The sequence below is a fragment of the Allobosea sp. TWI1241 genome, from assembly GCF_039673065.1.
Lineage (GTDB): Bacteria > Pseudomonadota > Alphaproteobacteria > Rhizobiales > Beijerinckiaceae > Allobosea.
The window spans coordinates 93799-112123 of sequence record NZ_JBDJKW010000001.1 but is presented as its reverse complement, the minus strand read 5'-3'; the positions used below and the strand labels follow the sequence as shown (position 1 = coordinate 112123).

17 protein-coding genes are annotated in these 18325 nt (G+C 67.1%); 8 read left to right on the top strand and 9 right to left on the bottom strand.

Translation table 11 applies throughout. The features are described 5' to 3' along the window. Nucleotides 1-120: 120 nt before the first annotated feature. Together ABE438_RS00580 and ABE438_RS00575 are read left to right on the top strand one after the other, a co-directional pair. Entirely contained in the window at nucleotides 121-504 is a 384-nt protein-coding gene (locus ABE438_RS00580) for a hypothetical protein (RefSeq protein WP_346500192.1), read from the top strand. A gap of 432 nt (nucleotides 505-936) precedes the next feature. Continuing rightward, nucleotides 937-1707, top strand: a complete 771-nt coding sequence (locus tag ABE438_RS00575; protein ID WP_346500190.1) for a virion core protein, T7 gp14 family — start codon at nucleotides 937-939, stop codon at nucleotides 1705-1707. 254 nt (nucleotides 1708-1961) lie between these two features. On the opposite strand, the gene ABE438_RS00570 is transcribed toward ABE438_RS00575, so the two are convergent. From ABE438_RS00570 to murI, 5 genes are all read right to left on the bottom strand, one after another. Beyond that, nucleotides 1962-2717, bottom strand: a complete 756-nt coding sequence (locus ABE438_RS00570) for a DUF4145 domain-containing protein (protein WP_346500188.1) — start codon at nucleotides 2715-2717, stop codon at nucleotides 1962-1964. A 70-nt stretch (nucleotides 2718-2787) separates the two neighbouring features. Further along, a complete protein-coding gene (locus ABE438_RS00565; protein ID WP_346500186.1) occupies nucleotides 2788-3525 on the bottom strand; it encodes a hypothetical protein in 738 nt (245 codons plus the stop codon). Then, nucleotides 3488-4003, bottom strand: a complete 516-nt coding sequence (locus ABE438_RS00560; RefSeq protein ID WP_346500184.1) for a DUF488 domain-containing protein — start codon at nucleotides 4001-4003, stop codon at nucleotides 3488-3490. The genes ABE438_RS00565 and ABE438_RS00560 overlap by 38 nt, the downstream gene beginning before the upstream one ends. 131 nt (nucleotides 4004-4134) lie before the next feature. Next, entirely contained in the window at nucleotides 4135-4752 is a 618-nt protein-coding gene (gene rpsD / locus ABE438_RS00555; RefSeq protein WP_346500182.1) for a 30S ribosomal protein S4, read from the bottom strand. A gap of 168 nt (nucleotides 4753-4920) precedes the next feature. Next, nucleotides 4921-5784 (bottom strand): glutamate racemase, encoded by an 864-nt coding sequence (gene murI / locus ABE438_RS00550; protein ID WP_346500180.1) that lies wholly within the window; start codon nucleotides 5782-5784, stop codon nucleotides 4921-4923. Between the two features lie 142 nt (nucleotides 5785-5926). Between murI and ABE438_RS00545 the strand changes: the two genes are divergently transcribed. Further along, a complete protein-coding gene (locus ABE438_RS00545; RefSeq protein WP_346500178.1) occupies nucleotides 5927-6880 on the top strand; it encodes a bifunctional helix-turn-helix transcriptional regulator/GNAT family N-acetyltransferase in 954 nt (317 codons plus the stop codon). Here the strand turns inward: ABE438_RS00545 and ABE438_RS00540 are convergent. Both ABE438_RS00540 and ABE438_RS00535 read right to left on the bottom strand, forming a co-directional pair. Then, nucleotides 6864-7874 (bottom strand): hypothetical protein, encoded by a 1011-nt coding sequence (locus ABE438_RS00540; protein ID WP_346500176.1) that lies wholly within the window; start codon nucleotides 7872-7874, stop codon nucleotides 6864-6866. The two genes, ABE438_RS00545 and ABE438_RS00540, sit on opposite strands and share 17 nt — an antisense overlap. A 106-nt stretch (nucleotides 7875-7980) precedes the next feature. Further along, nucleotides 7981-9297, bottom strand: a complete 1317-nt coding sequence (locus ABE438_RS00535) for a flavin monoamine oxidase family protein (RefSeq protein WP_346500174.1) — start codon at nucleotides 9295-9297, stop codon at nucleotides 7981-7983. Between the two features lie 309 nt (nucleotides 9298-9606). Here ABE438_RS00535 and ABE438_RS00530 point away from each other — a divergent pair, with 309 nt between their 5' ends. Next, a complete protein-coding gene (locus ABE438_RS00530; protein ID WP_346500172.1) occupies nucleotides 9607-11838 on the top strand; it encodes a TonB-dependent hemoglobin/transferrin/lactoferrin family receptor in 2232 nt (743 codons plus the stop codon). A gap of 130 nt (nucleotides 11839-11968) precedes the next feature. On the opposite strand, the gene ABE438_RS00525 is transcribed toward ABE438_RS00530, so the two are convergent. Continuing rightward, nucleotides 11969-12772 carry an RNA methyltransferase gene (locus ABE438_RS00525; RefSeq protein ID WP_346500170.1) on the bottom strand — a complete coding sequence of 268 codons (804 nt, stop codon included), beginning with the start codon at nucleotides 12770-12772 and terminating at the stop codon, nucleotides 11969-11971. Between the two features lie 68 nt (nucleotides 12773-12840). Continuing rightward, nucleotides 12841-13983, bottom strand: a complete 1143-nt coding sequence (locus tag ABE438_RS00520; protein WP_346500168.1) for a dipeptidase — start codon at nucleotides 13981-13983, stop codon at nucleotides 12841-12843. 332 nt (nucleotides 13984-14315) lie between these two features. On the opposite strand from ABE438_RS00520, the gene ABE438_RS00515 reads away from it, so the two are divergent. From ABE438_RS00515 to ABE438_RS00500, 4 genes are read left to right on the top strand one after another with little or no spacing between them, the layout of a single operon-like run. Then, a complete protein-coding gene (locus ABE438_RS00515) occupies nucleotides 14316-15233 on the top strand; it encodes a branched-chain amino acid ABC transporter permease (RefSeq protein WP_346500166.1) in 918 nt (305 codons plus the stop codon). Between the two features lie 4 nt (nucleotides 15234-15237). Then, nucleotides 15238-16656: a high-affinity branched-chain amino acid ABC transporter permease LivM gene (livM, locus tag ABE438_RS00510; protein WP_346500164.1), complete on the top strand. Its 1419-nt coding sequence runs from the start codon at nucleotides 15238-15240 to the stop codon at nucleotides 16654-16656. After that, nucleotides 16656-17555 carry an ABC transporter ATP-binding protein gene (locus tag ABE438_RS00505; RefSeq protein ID WP_346500162.1) on the top strand — a complete coding sequence of 300 codons (900 nt, stop codon included), beginning with the start codon at nucleotides 16656-16658 and terminating at the stop codon, nucleotides 17553-17555. The genes livM and ABE438_RS00505 overlap by 1 nt, the downstream gene beginning before the upstream one ends. Then, nucleotides 17552-18325 carry an ABC transporter ATP-binding protein gene (locus ABE438_RS00500; protein ID WP_346500161.1) on the top strand — a complete coding sequence of 258 codons (774 nt, stop codon included), beginning with the start codon at nucleotides 17552-17554 and terminating at the stop codon, nucleotides 18323-18325. Before ABE438_RS00505 ends, ABE438_RS00500 begins: the two co-directional genes overlap by 4 nt.

Genomic DNA, 18325 nt, shown 5'->3' with positions numbered 1-18325 from the left:
CTTCCCAAAGCCAGCGGGCCGTCCATCGGCGGCATGGGGCCAGCATGGGGGATGGGGTCTTCCCCGGAGGGGGCGCAAGCCCCCGGACAATTCTGTCTTCGTCCTTCACGATCTGTCTCTATGAGAGAAACAGCAACGCAACAAATCATGCCACCTAACGCCCTCCGTACGCCCCGCTACGGAACCGATGAGCGCGGCCTTCCGGTCGTCCGCGTACCGCTCGCCACGATCAACGCCCATGCCATTCTCGACCGCGCCGACTTCGACGCCCTCATGGCCCGTGGTGTCTCCCCGAACTGGTCGTTCGACGGCCGCGTTGTGCGGGTCGGTCATCGGCCCCTAAACACACAGCGGGTCGCCCGCCTGATCGTCAGCCCTCCCGAGGGCCATCAGGTTCGACACCGCAACCGCAACGGCCTCGATCTGCGCCGGGATAATCTCATCACGATACCCGTAAAGCGGCACCCGAAGGTCACCCCAACGGGCCAGCATCGGCCCCTGTAACATCCTCGCTCAAGGACGGCCGTTTGGCCCTCCGGGTTAGTGAGGTAGCGGCGGCCTGATTGGCGGCCGTTCTCGCCCTCTACCGAAACACAGCAGCAGGCATTCCATGCTCATCACCATCTCCCCGGCCGGGAGGGGGCGCTATCACGCGCGTCTCGGCCAAAGACATCTCTGCACATCGCGAACTCCATTCACCGATGCGGCCCGCATCCTCGCAAAGGAGGGCGTGTCCCCGGCAACGCCGCTTCAGATGTCCCGAGAGGGACACGACACGGTTGACCTTAGCGGGACCATAGGTGCGGCTGCGCGGCTGACTGTTCTTGAGAATGAGCGGCGTGGGCCGGTCTTCGTCGCTCACCGCGCATTCTCCCCCGAGACCCAAGCTCGGGTCCGGGGCGGTAAAGCCGCCACGCTCCATATGGAGGCGCTGGCATGTGCATAACCGCAGCCGCCGCCGTCCTATCAACCGGGGCCAGCATCGGCGGGCAGGTCGTTGGCTTCCAGCAGCAGAACAAGTCTGCATGGGAGCAGCGGGCGTATAACGCCAAGGTCGAGGCGATAAACGAGAAATATCGCGCCGAGATCATCCAGCATCAAAACGTCGTCTATCAGCAGGACGTGGACCACGGCGGGAAGATGCTGGAGTACCAGCGGAGCGAGTTCGACCGTCAGGGCCGAATGGTCGAGAATGCGACCGAGAGCATCCAGAAGAACCTCTTCGCCAAGTACGCGCAAATCTTGCAGCGCCAGATCGAAGAGGGGATGGCCTCCGCGTTCGACCTCCACTCCAACGAGAAGGCCGGCATGGCGGCTCGCGCCAAGGCTCAGGTTGCGGCCGACGCCAAGGGGATCGAAGGGTCCACCGTCGAGCAGCTTATCGACGACGTGTCGCGGCAGCAGGGGGACAATGAAACCATCCTGAACCTGAACCGAAGCGCCACCATGCGGCAGCTTACGCTAGAGGCGATGGGGCTGAAGGCGAATGCCGACGCGGCCCTCTACAACATCCCGATCCAGACCTACAACCCTATCGCTCCGATCAATCCCCCGTCTCCGGTCAACCCCGTACGGCCGGAGGCTCCCGTCGCGAGCCCGAACCGGGGAGCGATGGTCGCCAATGTCGTCGGTGCCGGCATTCAGGGCATGTCTAATTATGCCACGTGGTCGGGGGTCAAGCTCTCCGAGGCGTTCTCGTTCAAGTAGCGAAGGCTAACCCCGCCTCCGGTGCAGTCACTGCACCAACAACGCAAAAGCCCGTTGAGCGATACACTCGGCGGGCGATCCGTTGTTTTGGCCCCTCAGGACCCCGGCAGGCCCCGTGATGGCAACCTACAGGAAACGCGAGGGGCCACGGGGGGAAATTGGGAAGCGGCCGGAGAGGGGAGGGCTTTCAGATTTTTCGCGTAATTATTTGCGATCAAACGGGATCTGCGATTGCGAACTTGCGACGCCTTCGTTCAAGCGCCATTTTCGCTATCTGCGATAAGCGGCGCCCCGGTTGATTTAGCTGGTTTTTCGCGCCGCTGCTTTTGTGGGATACCCTCCTTCATGGCCAGCGCCCGCTTTCCGTTGACGAGCACCCGCTTAATGAAGGTCTCCAGGACATCAAGAAGATGCCGGACCTCCTCCCGTGCAGGCGCCCATCCCTGATGCGCAGCAGCATTCCCAGCATCTGTTAGAACTGTAAGAATATCGTGCTCTGTCTCGCCAATATAGCCTCCCTTAAGGAGAGCCTTCAGCTTCTCGGAAAATGAGATGGCTGGGTCGATTTTTACCGCAGTAACGCAACTATCTAAGGCAGTTCTGAGGCCGACCGCTGTCAGTAAGTGACAGTCCATCTCATCAGCTTTGTACGTCTCATCGAGAATGCGATAAAGTGCCGGGTCTATCGTCCCGATATTATCAAACCAATCTGGGCGCGGCCGCGAGGGTGGCTTCGGGTAAGTCTCTTTAGTTAGATTTGGTTCGCTCTGAGTCTCACCATCTTGGTCATACCAGAAGTCAAAATCGTTATCGTCCCAAGAACTTGTCTCATAAAATACAGTGTTGCAGCCGCGACATTCGAACAAGGTGTGTGTGATCCCGCCGTCGATGCCATTACCTTGGCGGTCTGACCAGCTCCACGGCTTATAGATGCGCCCATGCACGTCGCAGTTCTGCTGCCTGTTGCATGTCGGGCAGTGCGCCTTTTCCGGGGCGAGCGTCGCCTCCACCTGACTCTCCGTCATTGCGCCACGAGCCCCCGGCTCGGCTGAGAATATGCTGATGTGAAGAAGGTCTGTATCATCCAAAAAGGTCGCCCTGCTTCTCTTCTGGCAGCTTCAAGACGCCGAGAAGTTGCCATGTCTTGGGGCGCTTGGCCTGATTGCCGATAGCGAAGACCATGCCCGCCTTCGGATAGGTCTCATTGAAGGTGGCGTCCATCCACGCTAGTGCCTTTGCAGCGTTGCTCCTTCTGCTCTCATTCCAGAACATCGCGTGAGCTTCCCAATCGCCGCATTGGTAAGTGTGCTTGCCGGCGCTGTCCTCAAACGAGAAGCCAAAATGGTAGGGCGTCGGCTCCATGGCCGCGAGATGCTGATCGAACATGCCGATCTGTCGCGCGGCTCGCGCAAACGCGGCCTTCTCCGCCTCAATTACCCCCGGCGATTTAGCCTTCCATCGGAAACGAGGATTGCGGGGGCGGACAAGTGCCAACGACTGTCCGCGCGACATGGCGTCTTCCGCAGAGCCAACAATGAGGGGAGACAGTAGGCGGGCGCGGGCTTTCTCGTCGAGTTTTCCGTCTACCTGAATGCTCTCTTCGTGGACATGGCAGCTTTCTTGGCGCATGTCCTGCTTGGGCCGACCGTAGTCGTAGCTGACCAAGTCCCATCTTTTGAAGGCACTATCGCCGGTGAGGTGCCGGAAGCGCACGGGATAGAGGCGCTTCCACTGACGATCCAAGGTCACGCCAGCACAACACACCGTTTCGCCGTACCGGCTACTCGGCTGAGGAAGGGCCTTGACGAGGATGGCCACCCGGCAGCTTTGCTGCATGTCGAAGATACCTGCCCGGATCGTCTCCGAAGAGATCGAAGATGGTCGCACCTTCGTCGGCAAGTGAGTTCGCGACGATTGTGCGATGGCAGATTTTCGGGTCCCGCTCGTAGCACATCAAGCAAGTGACCTTAGTGTCCACAACTTTACGTAGAGAACTGAGGCCATCTTGAGCCTCTGCTGTCGCAAGGTGTGTGCTGTAGATGCGCTGAAAGTCGGCCATGCGGCCTTCTCGCGCCGCCTCTCGGCCCGGCTTCGGATCGCCCAAGCTACCGAAATGCTCGTAGGAGATACCTGCCTCTTGCAGCCGCTCCCGCAGTCCGTTCTTTGAGAAGCCTCGCTTGCGAGACACCGTCACGGCTCGCACGTCGGCAAGCACTTCGACGCCTACATGCTGAAGCGTCTCGATGAACCGAGTGATGTCGGTCCCCTCGTACCCTATCGTGTAGACGATGCTCATGGGCCACCCTAGCGCAGCAGCGGATTTGCGTGAGGGGGGAAACGTGTGGGGTGGCGTGTGGGGGAGGGCGATTTCTCGCCATCCCCTAAGTATTTTATCTGTAACGGATATTTCTATCCGCTTCGAGCTACTTACCGAGAGTAGAACTCGATGACCAGGTTCGGTTCCATCTGCACCGCGTAGGGCACGTCCGACAGGGTCGGGGTGCGGGTGAAGGTGGCGGTCGACTTGCTGTGGTCGGCGTCGATGTAGTCCGGCACGTCACGCTCGGCCAGGGCGGCCGACTCGAGGACGATAACGAGCTGGCGCGAGCTCTCCTTGATCGCGATCACGTCGCCGGGACGGACCTGATAGGAGGCGATGTTCACGCGCTTGCCGTTCACGGTGATGTGGCCGTGGTTGATGAACTGGCGGGCGGCGAAGACGGTCGGCACGAACTTGGCGCGGTAGACGACCGCGTCGAGACGGCGCTCCAGCAGGCCGATCAGGTTCTCGCCCGAATCGCCCTTGAGGCGGGTCGCCTCGGCGTAGTAGCGGCGGAACTGCTTCTCGGAGATCGAGCCGTAATAGCCCTTGAGCTTCTGCTTGGCGCGCAGCTGCGTGCCGAAGTCGGAGAGCTTGCCCTTGCGGCGCTGGCCGTGCTGGCCGGGGCCGTATTCGCGGCGGTTGACCGGGGACTTCGGGCGGCCCCAGATGTTCTGACCGAGGCGGCGGTCAATCTTGTATTTCGCCTCGTGGCGCTTCGACATGTCGCGTGTCCTCTCAGGTTCGCGAGGTGAGGACCGCGCCCTCCTGTTCCCCGTGCGGGGCGACAGATCCGGCTCGTGAAGGCGAGCGGATCGCGGGTGCGGAAAACACCGCGCGGCCCCGTGAGGAGCCGCGCGGTGCCGGCTTAGAAGCACCGATGCGTGCGAAAGTCAAACCCCGAGCGGAAACGGCTCGCTCTCGACCCGCGCCAGGCCGCGCCCGGCCAGGGCGATGCGGGTGGCGCCGGAGGGGGCCTCGCCGGTGAAGACGGCCGTCGCCTCGGGTGCGTCGGGGCGCTCGGTGGGCGGGCCGATCAGCTGCAGGATGCGGCGCGCGATCGCCGGGGCCGGGTCGATCCAGGCGACCGGCCAGGGCGCCAGCCGGCGCAGCCGCTCGACCAGCAGGGGATAATGCGTGCAGGCCAGCGCGACGGCATCGGTGCGGCGCCCGTCGCGCGCGACGAAGCAGGGCGCGATCTCGGCCGCGATCGCCGCGTCCGAGACGGGCTCGCCGCGCAGGGCGGCCTCGGCGATGGCCGCGAGCCCGGTCGCGCCGACCAGCGTGACCTCGCAGCCTTCCGCATAGGTCTCGACCAGCGAGCGGGTGTAGTCGCGCGCCACGGTGCCGGGGGTCGCCAGTACGGAGACGAGCCCCGAGCGCGAGGCGGCGACCGCAGGCTTGATCGCCGGGACGGTGCCGACGAAGGGAATGGCGAAGCGGGCCCGTAGCGCTGGCAGCACCAGCGTCGAGGCGGTGTTGCAGGCGATGACCACCAGATCCGGGCTGAAACGCTCGACCAGCCGCGCCATCACCGCGACGACGCGGGTGGACAGGCTCTCCTCGGAGAAGCGGCCATAGGGAAAGGCGGCGTCGTCGGCGGCGTAGACGATATCGGCGTCGGGCCGGGCACGGGCCACCTCGGCCAGAACCGTCAGGCCGCCCAGGCCCGAATCGAACAGCAGGATCACCGGAGGGCGGCGCAGCAGCGCCGCAGGCATGGCATGGCGGCTGCCCGCCAGAAGGTCGACTCGCATCGCGTCACGCGTCCACGTCACTGAAGCGCGATTGCGCGCCGGCGCGGTTAAGGGCCGGTGAAGGTGTCGGTTTGATGGACAGGGAAATTTAGTTGACTCCGTCCACTAAATCGCTGCCTTCTCTCAGCGGGAGGGGATAGCGATGACGAATCCCGACATGACTGCGATCGAGGCGCTGCGGCGCTTCAACAGGTTCCACACCCGCTGGGTGGGCGCGCTCGGTGCCGATCTGCACGGCTCCGGCGTCGGGCTGACCGAGGCGCGGGTGCTCTACGAACTCGCCCAGCGCGAGGACTGGCGGGCCAGCGCGCTGGCGGCGGAGCTCGGCGTCGATCCGGCCTATCTCTCGCGACTGCTCAAGCGCTTTGCGGCGCAGGGCTGGATCGCCCGGCGTCCGTCCCGCAGCGATGGCCGCGCCTATCTGCTCAGTCTCACGCCGGAGGGCAGGGCCGCGTTCGCGACGCTCGAGGCGGCTTCGCGCCGGCAGGCGGGGACGATCGTGCAGCGCCTCGATCCTGCTGCGCGGCAGGGGCTGGTCGCGGCGCTGCGCACGGTCGAGCAGTCGCTGTCGGGAGCGGGAGAGCCGCCGGCGGTGGCCATCCGTCCACATGGTCCGGGCGACATGGGCTGGGTGATCGCGGCCCATGCCCGGCTCTATGCACGGGAATACGGCTTCGACGACAGTTTCGAGGCGCTGGTCGCGGAGATCGCGGCCGGCTTCCTGCGCGATTTCCGGCCCGGCCGCGAGCGCGCCTTCATCGCGGATATGGACGGCGCACCGGTCGGCTGCGCCTTCGTGGTGCAGGCGGACGAGGCGACGGCCAAGCTCAGGCTGGTGCTGGTCGAGCGGCGGGCGCAGGGGCTCGGCCTCGGCAAGCGGCTGGTGGCCGAGGCTGTCGCCTTCGCGCGCGCCGCCGGCTATCGGCGCATGGTGCTCTGGACCAACGACATCCTGCATGCGGCGCGGGCGATCTACCGCGCGGAGGGCTTCGTGCTGACCGCGCAGGAGCCGCACCATTCCTTCGGCTGCGACCTCGTCGGCGAGACTTGGGAGCTCGATCTCGCCGCGGCCCCGGCGGTCACTGCGCCGCGGTGAGCGCCGCGCGCTGGAAGGTGGCGCGTCGTTCCTGGTGCAGGGCGCTGTCGCCGCTGGTGACCACGGAGAACATCGCGAAGCCGCCCTGCTTGCGCGGGATGACATAGTATTCCGAATAGCGCGTGCGGCCGTTGACCTCGCAGGAGGAGAAGCCGCGCAGCAGGCTGCGCTCCTCGATCGTGTCGGTGGTGCGGCCGGAAGCGAACTTGCCGGTGCAGCGGCGCGAATCGGCGGCCGAGACGGCCGCGGCGACGTCGATGTCGCGGCCGGTGCCGCTGCCGAGGACGCGCACCACGCCGGTGGCGTTGGCCGCGGTCCAGGCGACGCCGTTGGTGCCGAGGCCGGCGGGCGTCTCGCTGCCGCCTAGCACGCGCGAGTCCGGTAATTGCGTGCGCAGCAGGAAATTGGTGGCGAGCGTCACCGCCTCGAGCTGCAGGGCGGGATTGGCAGCCGCCGTGCCGCCCGGCGGCGCGGCTCCCTGCGGCCCGGTGGTGCCCGGGGCGACGGCGAGGTTGCGGTTGGCGTTCACGCATTCGACCAGCGCCGGCATGATCCGCGAGGTCGAGGTCAGGCGGAAGGTGTAGCGCGCGCCGAGCATGTTGATCTCGAGGAACTGGGCGCCGCGAAAGGCGCGCACGATGTCCGAGTTCGGCGGCATCTGCACCACGACGAGCTGCGGCTGCACCGCCGTCGCGTTGATGCGGACGGTGTCGTTGCGGTCGAACACCATGGTCATCGCGACGCTGGAGCCAGGCTTCAGCCCCCAGGCGCGGTTGGAGAAGCCGAGGCTCCAGCCCAGGTTCGCATTGACCGACGCGTGCATGACGACACCGCTCTTGTAGCTCGCCGAAAGCGCGCAATGCGAGAAGCGGCCGGTCTGGTTGTTGGTGAAGGCGCCGCCCTTCCAGTTCTCCACCGAGAAGGCGCCGAAGGGGCCGGCTGCGAGGGCAGGGGCTGCGAGTAGCATACCGGCGAGGACGATCGACGCGCGCATGTCAAAGGCTCCGCTGAAGGCCCCCCAGCCTAGTCATGGTGGCAAAGACTGCACCAGATGACCAGCCATTGCGGCGGCCAGGCGCGTTTTCGCCGGCCGATGCAGCTCAGGCCTTGATGCGGGCGACGGTGGCGCGGGCCGCCGCCCGGCCGGCCAGCACGGCGCCGCCCACCGTCATGGCGCCGCCGCCGGCCGTGGCCTCGCCGGCGATCCAGATACGCTCGGCGATCGGTTCGGCCAGCGCCTCGCGCGCGCCGGCATGGCCGGGCAGGCAGACGGAATAGGAGCCGCGCGCGAAAGGATCGGTCCACCAGGCGGGGAAGGAGACGGCGCCGGCGAGCCCGCGCACCGCGCCGCCGATCATGTCGGCCAGCATATCGACGACGGCGGCGCGGGCGGCTTCCGGCCCGGCCTGCGAGAGCGCGCGGGCGAAGTCGCCGCCGCAATAGCCGATGGCGATGTCGCCGCCGCCGGGGAAGAGGTCGATGTTCATCAGCCGGCCGGGGTCGCCGGCTTCGAGATAGCTGGTGTCGGGATCGAGGCCGAGGCGCGCCCGCGGCAGGGCCACCGCGATCTTGGTCAGCGCGCCCATGCCGATGCCGGCCAGCGCCGCGCCGGTACGCTCCGGCAGTTCCGGCACGAAGCGGATGCTGCCGGCCTTGAGCACGCCGACCGGGACGGTGACGATGCAGGCGCGGGCCGAGATCGTGCCCGCGCGCGTGGTGACGGCGACGCCCGGCCCGTCCCAGCGGATCGTCTCGACCGGCTGGTTCAAGCGGATGTCGAGCCCTTCGCCATAGCGGGCGACGAGGTTGCCATAGCCCGAGGGGACGATCCTGTCCTCGCCGGCCCAGAGGCGCTGATAGTCCTGCGCCGAGATGCGCGCGGCCTCCTCGCCGATCGAGAGCAGCAGGCCCGAGGAGGCGATGGGCGCGGCGCCGGGGCCGAGGCCCGCCAGCAGCTCGGCGATCGAGCTGTCGCGGCTGCCGAGATCGGCCGATTCCAGCCGGCGGTCGACCTCGCGGAAGGCGGCGCGGCGCCTGGCGCGGTCGTCGTCGGCCATCGGGCGCCCGTTCTGGAACAGGCGGAAGCTGCCGCGCCAGCTCTCGCTCGCGGTTGGCACTCCAAGCTCGGCCGCGATCTGCGTCCAGGGATTGCGCTCGGCCCAGTGGATGAACACCGCGCCGGCCTCGAAGGGCGTGCCGAGCGTGGCGTCGGTGAGGGTCCGGCCGCCGACGCGGCCGCGCGCCTCGAGCACGATCACGGAGCGGCCGGCGGCCCGAATCTCGCGGGCGGCGGCGATCCCGGCTGCGCCTGCGCCGATCACCACCACGTCGGGGGCGGCCGCGAAGCCGGGGGCGGGGCAGGCGAGACTTGCGGCGAGGGCCGCCGTGCCCGTCAGCAAGGTTCGACGGTCGGGCATGGGCCGCGGCTCCGGGCTCGTTTCGCACTGCATCATGACATGGCGGCCGCAACGGGCAAGGCGCGGGGGCCGGCCGGCGGGGGCGATCGTGTTCACGAGATGGGGAGGGACGCGTCGGCGTTCCCGAGGCGGTCCTCCGCCTCAGTTTTAAATTAGTCCAAACAAGTAATAGTTTAAAGTAATCGAATCGATTGACAGTGTAGTTCTCTTTCAATAGCCGCTTCATGTCAGGAATGAGGCTCTGTCCTAGTTTGAAATCGTTTTAGACTGCGTGTTCGAGCGATTTCGCACGCGTCTGTCGGGAGTGGGATGATGAACGAATATTGCGGCCGCCTGCGCTGCGGCGTCGCTCTCGGGGCCCTGATGCTTGCAACGGCCTTGCCCGCGATGGCGCAGCAGGCGCCGGCGGCGGGCGATGCGGTCGCGCTCGACCAGATCACCGTGCAGGGCGAGCGTCGCGCCGAGCCGCTGCTCGACGGGCCGACCACCACCGTCACCACGCGCGAGCAGCTCGATCGGGCCCAGGTCCAGAGCATTTCCGACCTGGCGAACCGCGTCGAGGCCGGCATCTCCTTCAACCGCGTCAACGGCAGCATCAATATCCGCGGCCTCGACGGCGCCCGCGTGCTGACCACGGTCGACGGCATCCGCCAGCCCTTCCTCGCCGATACGCGCGTCGACAACCGCTCGACCAACAGCTTCGACTTCGACTCGCTGTCGACGCTCGACCTGCTGCGCGGCGGCAGTGGCTCCAGCGTGCTCGGTTCCGGCGCGCTCGGCGGCGTGCTCGCGGTGCGCACGCTCGATCCCGAGGACCTGATCCGCGCCGGCCGGCAGTTCGGCGCGCTGGCCAAGACCGGCTACGACAGCACCGACCGCGCCTGGTTCGGCAGCGGCGCCGTGGCGGCACGGATGAACAATACCTGGTTCATGCTCCAGGGCGGCTTCCGGGACGGACACGAGACCGACAATCGCGGCACGCTGAAGTCGATCGGCGCCAGCCGCACCGCGCCGAACCCGACGGACTTCACCCAGTACAGCGTGCTGGCCAAGGTGAACCACTATGTCGACGAGGTGCACCGCTTCGGCCTGACCGGCGAGTTCTTCAAGCGCGGCGACCGGGTGCAGACCCGCACCAGTGCCGTCTCGCTGACCGGCAACTACCGTCCGGGCTCGCACTGGACCGGCGAAGACAGCGAGCGCAAGCGCGTCTCGCTGAGCTACGACTTCAAGCTGCCGGGCGCCTTCCTCGACGAGGCGCACGCCCAGCTCTACTGGCAGAACGTCAAGCGCGACTCGCTGACCCGCGCCTATCGCTTCACCAGCGTCGTCGGGCCGTTCGCCCGTACCAACCAGACCGAGCAGGACGCGTTCGGCTTCAACGGCCATATCGTCAAGCGGCTCCAGACCGGCCCGGTCTCGCATGCGCTGACGCTGGGTACCGAACTGCGTGCCACCAAGCTGACCCAGTATTCTGAGGGGCTCGACAATTGTCGTCGGCCCTATACGGGCGCCTTCACCGGCTGCAACAACCTGCACACCAACCAGTCCGACCAGCCGGACGTCGACGGCAAGGCCTTCGCGCTCTACGCCCATAACGAGATGGGCTTCCTCGACAACCGCATGCGGATCACGCCCGGCGTGCGGTTCGACTGGTACGAGGAGAAGCCGCAGGACACGCCCAGCTACACCCGCAGCGCCGCCTATCAGGGCTCGCTGCCGCGCTCCTCGTCGGACAATGCCTGGTCGCCGCGCGTCCGCTTCGAGTACGACATCCTGAAGAATGCGCCGGTGGTGAAGGACCTCACCCTGTTCGCGCAGTGGTCGAAGGGCTTCCGCGCCCCGACCGCCAGCGAGCTCTACGGCAATTTCGGCGCGGTCGGCACCTATCTGCGCCAGGGCAACCCGAACCTGCTGCCGGAGATCGCCAACGGGGTCGATCTCGGCCTGCGCTTCGGCGACAAGGCGCTGGGCGGCTCGGTGACCTATTTCCACACCCGCTACCGCAACTTCATCGAGACGGTGCAGATCGCGCCTCCGGGTGGGCTCTACCCGCAGGGGGGCATCCAGGGCACGCGCAACGTGGCGCGCGCCGAGATCTCGGGCGTCGAGGCCAACCTGCACTATGCCTTCGCGCCGAACTGGCTGGTGCGCGGCTCGTTCGCCTATACCGAGGGCAAGAACAAGACCGCCGGCACCTATCTGAACTCGATCCCGCCGGTGCAGGGCATTGTCGCGGTCGCTTATGGCACGGATGTCTGGGGCGCCGAGGTCTCGGCCAAGATCGCCGGCAAGCGCGACAAGGTCGCGGCGCTGGCGGGCACCAATGCCGGCTTCGTCGCGCCGTCCTACGCGGTGTTCAACGCCTCGGCCTGGTGGCGCCCGATGCAGGACCTCGAGCTGCAGGTCGGCGTCTACAACATCTTCGACAAGAAGTACTTCGACGCCGTCTCCATCCCGGCCGGCACGCTGGCCCAGGCGCGCGACTACTACAGCGAGCCCGGCCGCACGGTGAAGGCCACGCTGAAGTACCAGTTCTGACTAGACCTCCCTTTCGAGACCGACTTCGGGCCGCCCTTCGGGGCGGCCCTTTTTCGTTCGCGGGGGCTGGAAGGCGAGGCAGGCGACGGGGGAGCGACGCTGACGATCGCGTCGCGGAGGCGGGCCGACCCTACTCGGTCGGCTGGTCCTTGCGGCCGGCGCGGGGGCCTTCGGCCAGCGACTTGAAGACGCCGCGCAGCGTGCGGGCCTCCTGCTCGGTCATGGCGAGGCGATGCAGGATGTCGCGCAGGTTCGCCGTCATGATCGGCTTCTTGCCGGCGGGGAAGAAGCCGCAGCGCTCGAGTTCGCCCTCGACATAGTCGAACATCGACAGGACCGTAGCGCGGCTGGCCGGCGGGGAGGGGTTGCTCTCGCGGAAGCCGGGCTGGCCGCCCGAGGCCTTGAGCCATTCATAGCCGCAGAGCAGCACGGCCTGGGCGAGGTTGAGCGAGGCGAAGCCGGGATTGACCGGGAAGGTCAGGATCGCGTCGGCGAAGCTGACCTCCTCATTGGTCAGCCCGATGCGCTCGCGCCCGAACAGGATGCCGACGCGCTCGCCGCCGGCAATGCGCGGCGCGAGATCGGGCATCGCCTCGGCGGGGGTGAAGACCCGCTTCATCTGGCCGCGCTCGCGCGCGGTGGTGGCCAGCACGTAGTTGAGGTCGGCGATCGCGGCGGCGGCGTCGGGGAAGAGCCGCGCATTCTCGAGGATATGGGTTGCGCCCGAGGCGGCGGCCGTCGCGCCCTTCTTGAGGCCGCCGCCGCTCGGCCAGCCGTCGCGCGGGGCGACTAGCCGCATCTCGGTCAGGCCGAAATTCGCCATGGCGCGGGCGCACATGCCGATATTCTCGGCCATCTGCGGCTCGACGAGGATGACGACGGGGGCCTGCCCGGCAACGGGCGGGCGCGTGCGGTCGGTGCCTGAACCGGTCATCGTGATTGGATGCTTTCCGTGGAAAGCCGAGGCATGCGCGCCTCGCCGGCCGCCGTCAACCGCCGATTTCAGCCCCCGCGGCCGGATTCCACAGCGCGCATCACCCGCAGCATGTTGCCGCCGGCGAGCTTGCCGAGGTCCTCGCGCGACCAGCCGCGACGCATCAGCTCGGCCAGGATGTTGGGGAAGGTCGAGGTGTCCTCCAGCCCGTCCGGCACGGCGCCACCGAAGAAATCCGAGCCTATGCCGACATGGTCGTGGCCGATGCGCCGCGCCAGATAATCGAGATGGTCGCAATACTGCGCCAGCGTCACCCGCGGCGGCGGGCCGGCGCTGCGGATCAACTCGGCGGTGACCTGCGCCTTGTCGATATCGGCGCGCGCCCCGCCATAGGCGTCGCGCAGCGGCCGGTGCCAGTCATAGGAGGCCTGGCTGATGAAGTCCGGCACGAAGGTCGCCATGACGATCCCGTCATTGCGCGCCACCCGGTCGAGCACGTCGTCGGGCACGTTGCGAGGATGGTCGCAGAGCGAGAGCGCGTTGGAGTGCGACCAGGCGACCGGGACCTCGCTGAGATCGAGCACCTGATGCATGGCGGCAGGAGCGACATGGGAGAGGTCGATGATCATGCCGAGCCGGTTCATGCGCGCCACGACCTCCCGGCCGAAGGCGGAGATCCCGCCATGGCGCGGGGCGTCGGTCGCCGAATCGCACCAGTCATGCGTGCCGTTGTGGCAGAGCGTCATCAGCCGTACGCCGAGGGCATAATAGGCGTCGAGCGCGTCGAGCTGGCCGTCGAGCGCGGCGCCGTTCTCGATCGTCATGACCAGCGCGATGCGCCCCTCGGCCTTGGCGGCGAGCACGTCGTCGGCACAGAGGCCGGGCCGGAACACGTCGCCATGGCGCTCCAGAATGGCGCGCATCAGCGCGATCTGCGCGAGCGCGTAGCCAGCGGGCCTCGGATGCTTCGGCGGCACATAGGCGGCGAGGAACTGCGCGGCGAGCCAGCCGGCCCGCATGCGCGGGATGTCGGTATCGGTCTCGGCGTGGATGCGCCCGAGGTCGTAGCGGGCGAGGTCGCCGCGTGCCTGCGGATCCTCGCGGACGACATAGGGCAGGTCGTTATGGCCGTCGATCAGCGGCACCGTCTCGAGCAGGGCGAGGGCGGCGGCATGGGCGTCGTCGGCGACGGTCGGGGAGGCGAGGGCCATGGGCTGCTGTCCGGATTCGGCGGAAGGCCGCGATGGTGGCAGGCCCGGCCGGCCCGGGAAAGGGCCGTTTAGCGCCAGAATGTGCTCGGCGCTCGGGCGCGATCGCGCGCCGGCGGACAGGCTGCGCGGAACGCGCCCCGCGGGTGCAGGTTCCTGCTTAATGCATAGGCATAAAGGCTGAGATTGCTTTTGACAGTTTCGGGACCCCGGTGGATTGTCGGTGGGACGGAGCCCTGTAAGCTCCGCAACAAAGTCCTAGCCCGCATGCATCGACATTATGTCGGTGGCCTACGAAGAACGGGCGGCCTTGAGCGAGGGGTAGGCGTCGTCACATGGAAGTGTTCCTCCAGCAGCTCATCAACGGGCTGACACTGGGGTCGATCTACGGCCTCATCGCCATCGGCTATACGATGGTCTTCGGCATCATCGGCATGGTGAACTTCGCCCATGGCGACGTGTTCATGCTCTCGGCCTTCATCGCGCTGATCTTCTTCATGCTGATCTCGGCCTGGCTCGGCGCCGGGCTGATCGTGCTGGCGCTGCTGTTCGTGCTGATCCTCTCGATGGTGTTCACCTCGCTGTGGAGCTGGGCCATCGAGCGGCTGGCCTATCGGCCGCTGCGCGGCTCGTTCCGGCTGGCGCCGCTGATCTCGGCGATCGGCATGTCGATCTTCCTGATGAACTTCGTCCAGGTGGTGCAGGGGCCGCGCAACAAGCCGACGCCGCCCATGCTCAACCAGTCGATCCTGCTGATCGACAGCGCGACCTATCCGGTCTCGATCTCCTACAAGCAGATCGCCATCATCCTCACCACGGTCGTGCTGCTCAGCATCTTCTGGTACGTGGTGCAGAAGACCTCGCTCGGCCGCGCCCAGCGTGCCTGCGAGCAGGACCGCAAGATGGCGGCGCTGCTCGGCATCGATGTCGACCGCACGATCTCGATCACCTTCATCATCGGCGCGGCCCTCGCGGCGGTGGCCGGCGTGATGTACCTCGTGCTTTACGGCGTGGTCTCCTTCCATGACGGCTTCGTGCCGGGCGTGAAGGCCTTCACCGCGGCGGTGCTGGGCGGCATCGGCTCGCTGCCGGGCGCGGTGCTCGGCGGGCTGCTCATCGGCCTGATCGAGGTGATGTGGTCGGCCTATTTCACCATCGACTACAAGGACGTGGCGGCGTTCTGCATCCTCGCCATCGTGCTGGTGTTCAAGCCCTCCGGCATCCTCGGGCGGCCGGAAGTCGAGAAGGTCTGAGCCCATGGCCGCGGACATCTCCACCCCGGCCCGCCGCCAGGCCGACATGATGGCGGCGCTCAAGGACGCCGCCTTCGCCGCCCTCGTCACGCTCGGCCTGTGCATCCCGATCATCGCCTGGGGCACCCGGCAGAACCTCGAGAACCAGCTGGTGCTCGATCCGCGCTGGGACGCGGTGGCCTGGGCTGTCGCGATCGTCTTCGTCGGTCGCTTCGTGCTGGCGCTGCGCCAGCAGTACAAGCGGCCCGGCGAGCCCGGCCTGCGCCTGCTGCCGCACGGCACCATTGCCTTCTTCCAGCGCTATTCGCGGCTGTTCTCGCTGTTCGGGCTCGGCTTCCTGGTCAGCTTCCCGATCATCGCGATCAACCTCGCCGGCTGGGGCGGGGCGCTGAAATGGATCGACAATTTCGGCGTCCAGATTCTGATCTATGTGATGCTGGGCTGGGGGCTGAACATCGTGGTCGGCCTCGCCGGCCTGCTCGACCTCGGCTATGTCGCCTTCTACGCGGTCGGCGCCTATTCCTACGCGCTGCTCGCCAAGAATTTCGGCCTGTCCTTCTGGATCCTGCTGCCGATGGCCGGCATCCTCGCCGCCTTCTGGGGCGTGCTGCTCGGCTTCCCGGTGCTGCGGCTGCGCGGCGACTATCTCGCCATCGTCACCCTGGCCTTCGGCGAGATCATCCGCCTCGTCCTGGTGAACTGGACCGATTTCTCCGGCGGCTATGCCGGCATCTCGGGCATTCCCCGGCCGACCTTCTTCGGCATCCCCTTTACAGCGGCCGACAACGGCTTCGCGGCGCGCTTCGGGCTCGAATTCTCGCCGCTCTACCGCACGATCTTCCTCTATTACCTGATCCTGGCGCTGGCGCTGCTCACCGCCTTCGTCAGCCTGCGGCTGCGGCGGCTGCCGATCGGCCGGGCCTGGGAGGCGCTGCGCGAGGACGAGATCGCCTGCCGCTCGCTCGGCATCAACACCACCAACACGAAGCTCACCGCGTTTTCGATCGGCGCGATGTTCGGCGGCTTCGCCGGCTCGTTCTTCGCGGCGCGCCAGGGCTTCATCTCGCCGGAATCCTTCGTCTTCATGGAGTCGGCGGTGATCCTGGCGATCGTCGTGCTCGGCGGCATGGGCTCGCTCTGGGGCGTGGCGCTGGCGGCGATCGTGATGATCGGCGGCACGGAGCTGCTGCGCGAGCTCGACTTCCTGCGCACTGGCTTCACCTTCCCCTTCACCAACTGGCATGTCGGCGGGCTCGGCAACGATTTCGACCCGACCAAGTACCGCATGCTGATCTTCGGCTTCGCCATGGTGGCGATCATGATCTGGAAGCCGCGCGGCCTGATCTCGACACGCCAGCCGACGGCGTTCCTCAAGGAGCGCAAGGCGATCTCCGCCGATCTCGTGCAGGAGGGCCATGGCTGATGCGCGATTCCGCCGAGATCGCGGCCGCCAAGGCCGCCGCAACCACCGCCGAGACCGTGGCGCCGCCCGCGACGCCGCTGCTCAAGGTCGAGCACGTCACCATGCGCTTCGGCGGGCTGACCGCCGTGAACGACCTCTCCTTCGAGGCGCACAAGGGCGACATCACCGCGCTGATCGGCCCCAACGGTGCCGGCAAGACCACGGTCTTCAACTGCATCACCGGCTTCTACAAGCCGACCGAGGGCATGATCACGCTGACGCAGGAGAATGGCGACGCCTACCTGCTGGAGCGCATGCCGGACTTCCGCATCGCCTGGAAGGCGCGCGTGGCGCGGACCTTCCAGAACATTCGCCTGTTCGGCGGCATGACCGTGCTGGAGAACCTGCTGGTGGCGCAGCACAACCCGCTGATGCGGGCCTCGGGCTTCACCTTCCTCGGCGTGCTCGGCATCGGCGGCTACAAGGCGCGCGAGCGCGAGGCGATCGACAAGGCCCGCTTCTGGCTCGACAAGATCAACCTGCTCGACCGCGCCGACGATCCGGCCGCCGACCTGCCCTATGGCGACCAGCGCCGGCTCGAGATCGCCCGGGCGATGTGCACCGATCCGGTGCTGCTCTGCCTCGACGAGCCGGCCGCCGGCCTCAACCCGCGCGAAAGCCTCGATCTCAACCGGTTGCTGCTGTCGATCCGCGAGGAGATCGGCACGGCGCTGCTGTTGATCGAGCACGACATGTCGGTGGTGATGGAAATCTCGGACCATGTCGTGGTGCTCGATTACGGCACCAAGATCGCCGACGGCACGCCGCCGCAGATCCAGGAGGACCCGCGCGTCATCGCCGCCTATCTCGGCGTCGACGACGACGAGGTCGAGCAGGCCGAGGCGGAGGTCGGGCTATGAGCGAGGCGATCGCGACTGCGAGCTCTCCCGCCGCCCAGGCCGTGCCGGCCAGGCCCATGCTCACCGTGCGCGGGGTGAAGACCTATTACGGCAAGATCATCGCGCTCAAGGGCGTCGACATCGACGTGAACGAGGGCGAGATCGTCACGATGATCGGCGCCAACGGCGCCGGCAAGTCGACGCTGATGATGACGATCTTCGGCAATCCGCAGGCGCGCGAGGGCACGGTGACCTATCGCGGCCGCGACATCACCCGCATGCCGAGCCACGAGATCGCCCGGCTCGGCATCGCGCAGTCGCCGGAAGGCCGGCGCATCTTCCCGCGCATGACCGTCTACGAGAACCTCCAGATGGGGGCGACGGTGGCCGGCCTCGAGCATTTCGAGGAAGACCTCGAGAAGATGTGCACGCTGTTCCCGCGGGTGCGCGAGCGCCTGCAGCAGCGCGGCGGCACGCTGTCGGGCGGCGAGCAGCAGATGGTGGCGATCGCGCGCGCCTTGATGGCGCGGCCGAAGCTGCTCCTGCTCGACGAGCCGTCGCTCGGGCTGGCGCCGCTGATCGTCAAGCAGATCTTCGAGGCGATCCGCGAGCTCAACCGGACGCAGGGGCTCACCGTGTTCCTGGTCGAGCAGAACGCCTTTCACGCGCTGAAGCTCGCCCATCGCGGCTATGTCATGGTCAACGGCGTGGTCACGATGAGCGGCACCGGGCGCGAGCTCCTGGCCGATCCGCAGGTGCGGGCGGCCTATCTCGAAGGCGGGCGGCACTAG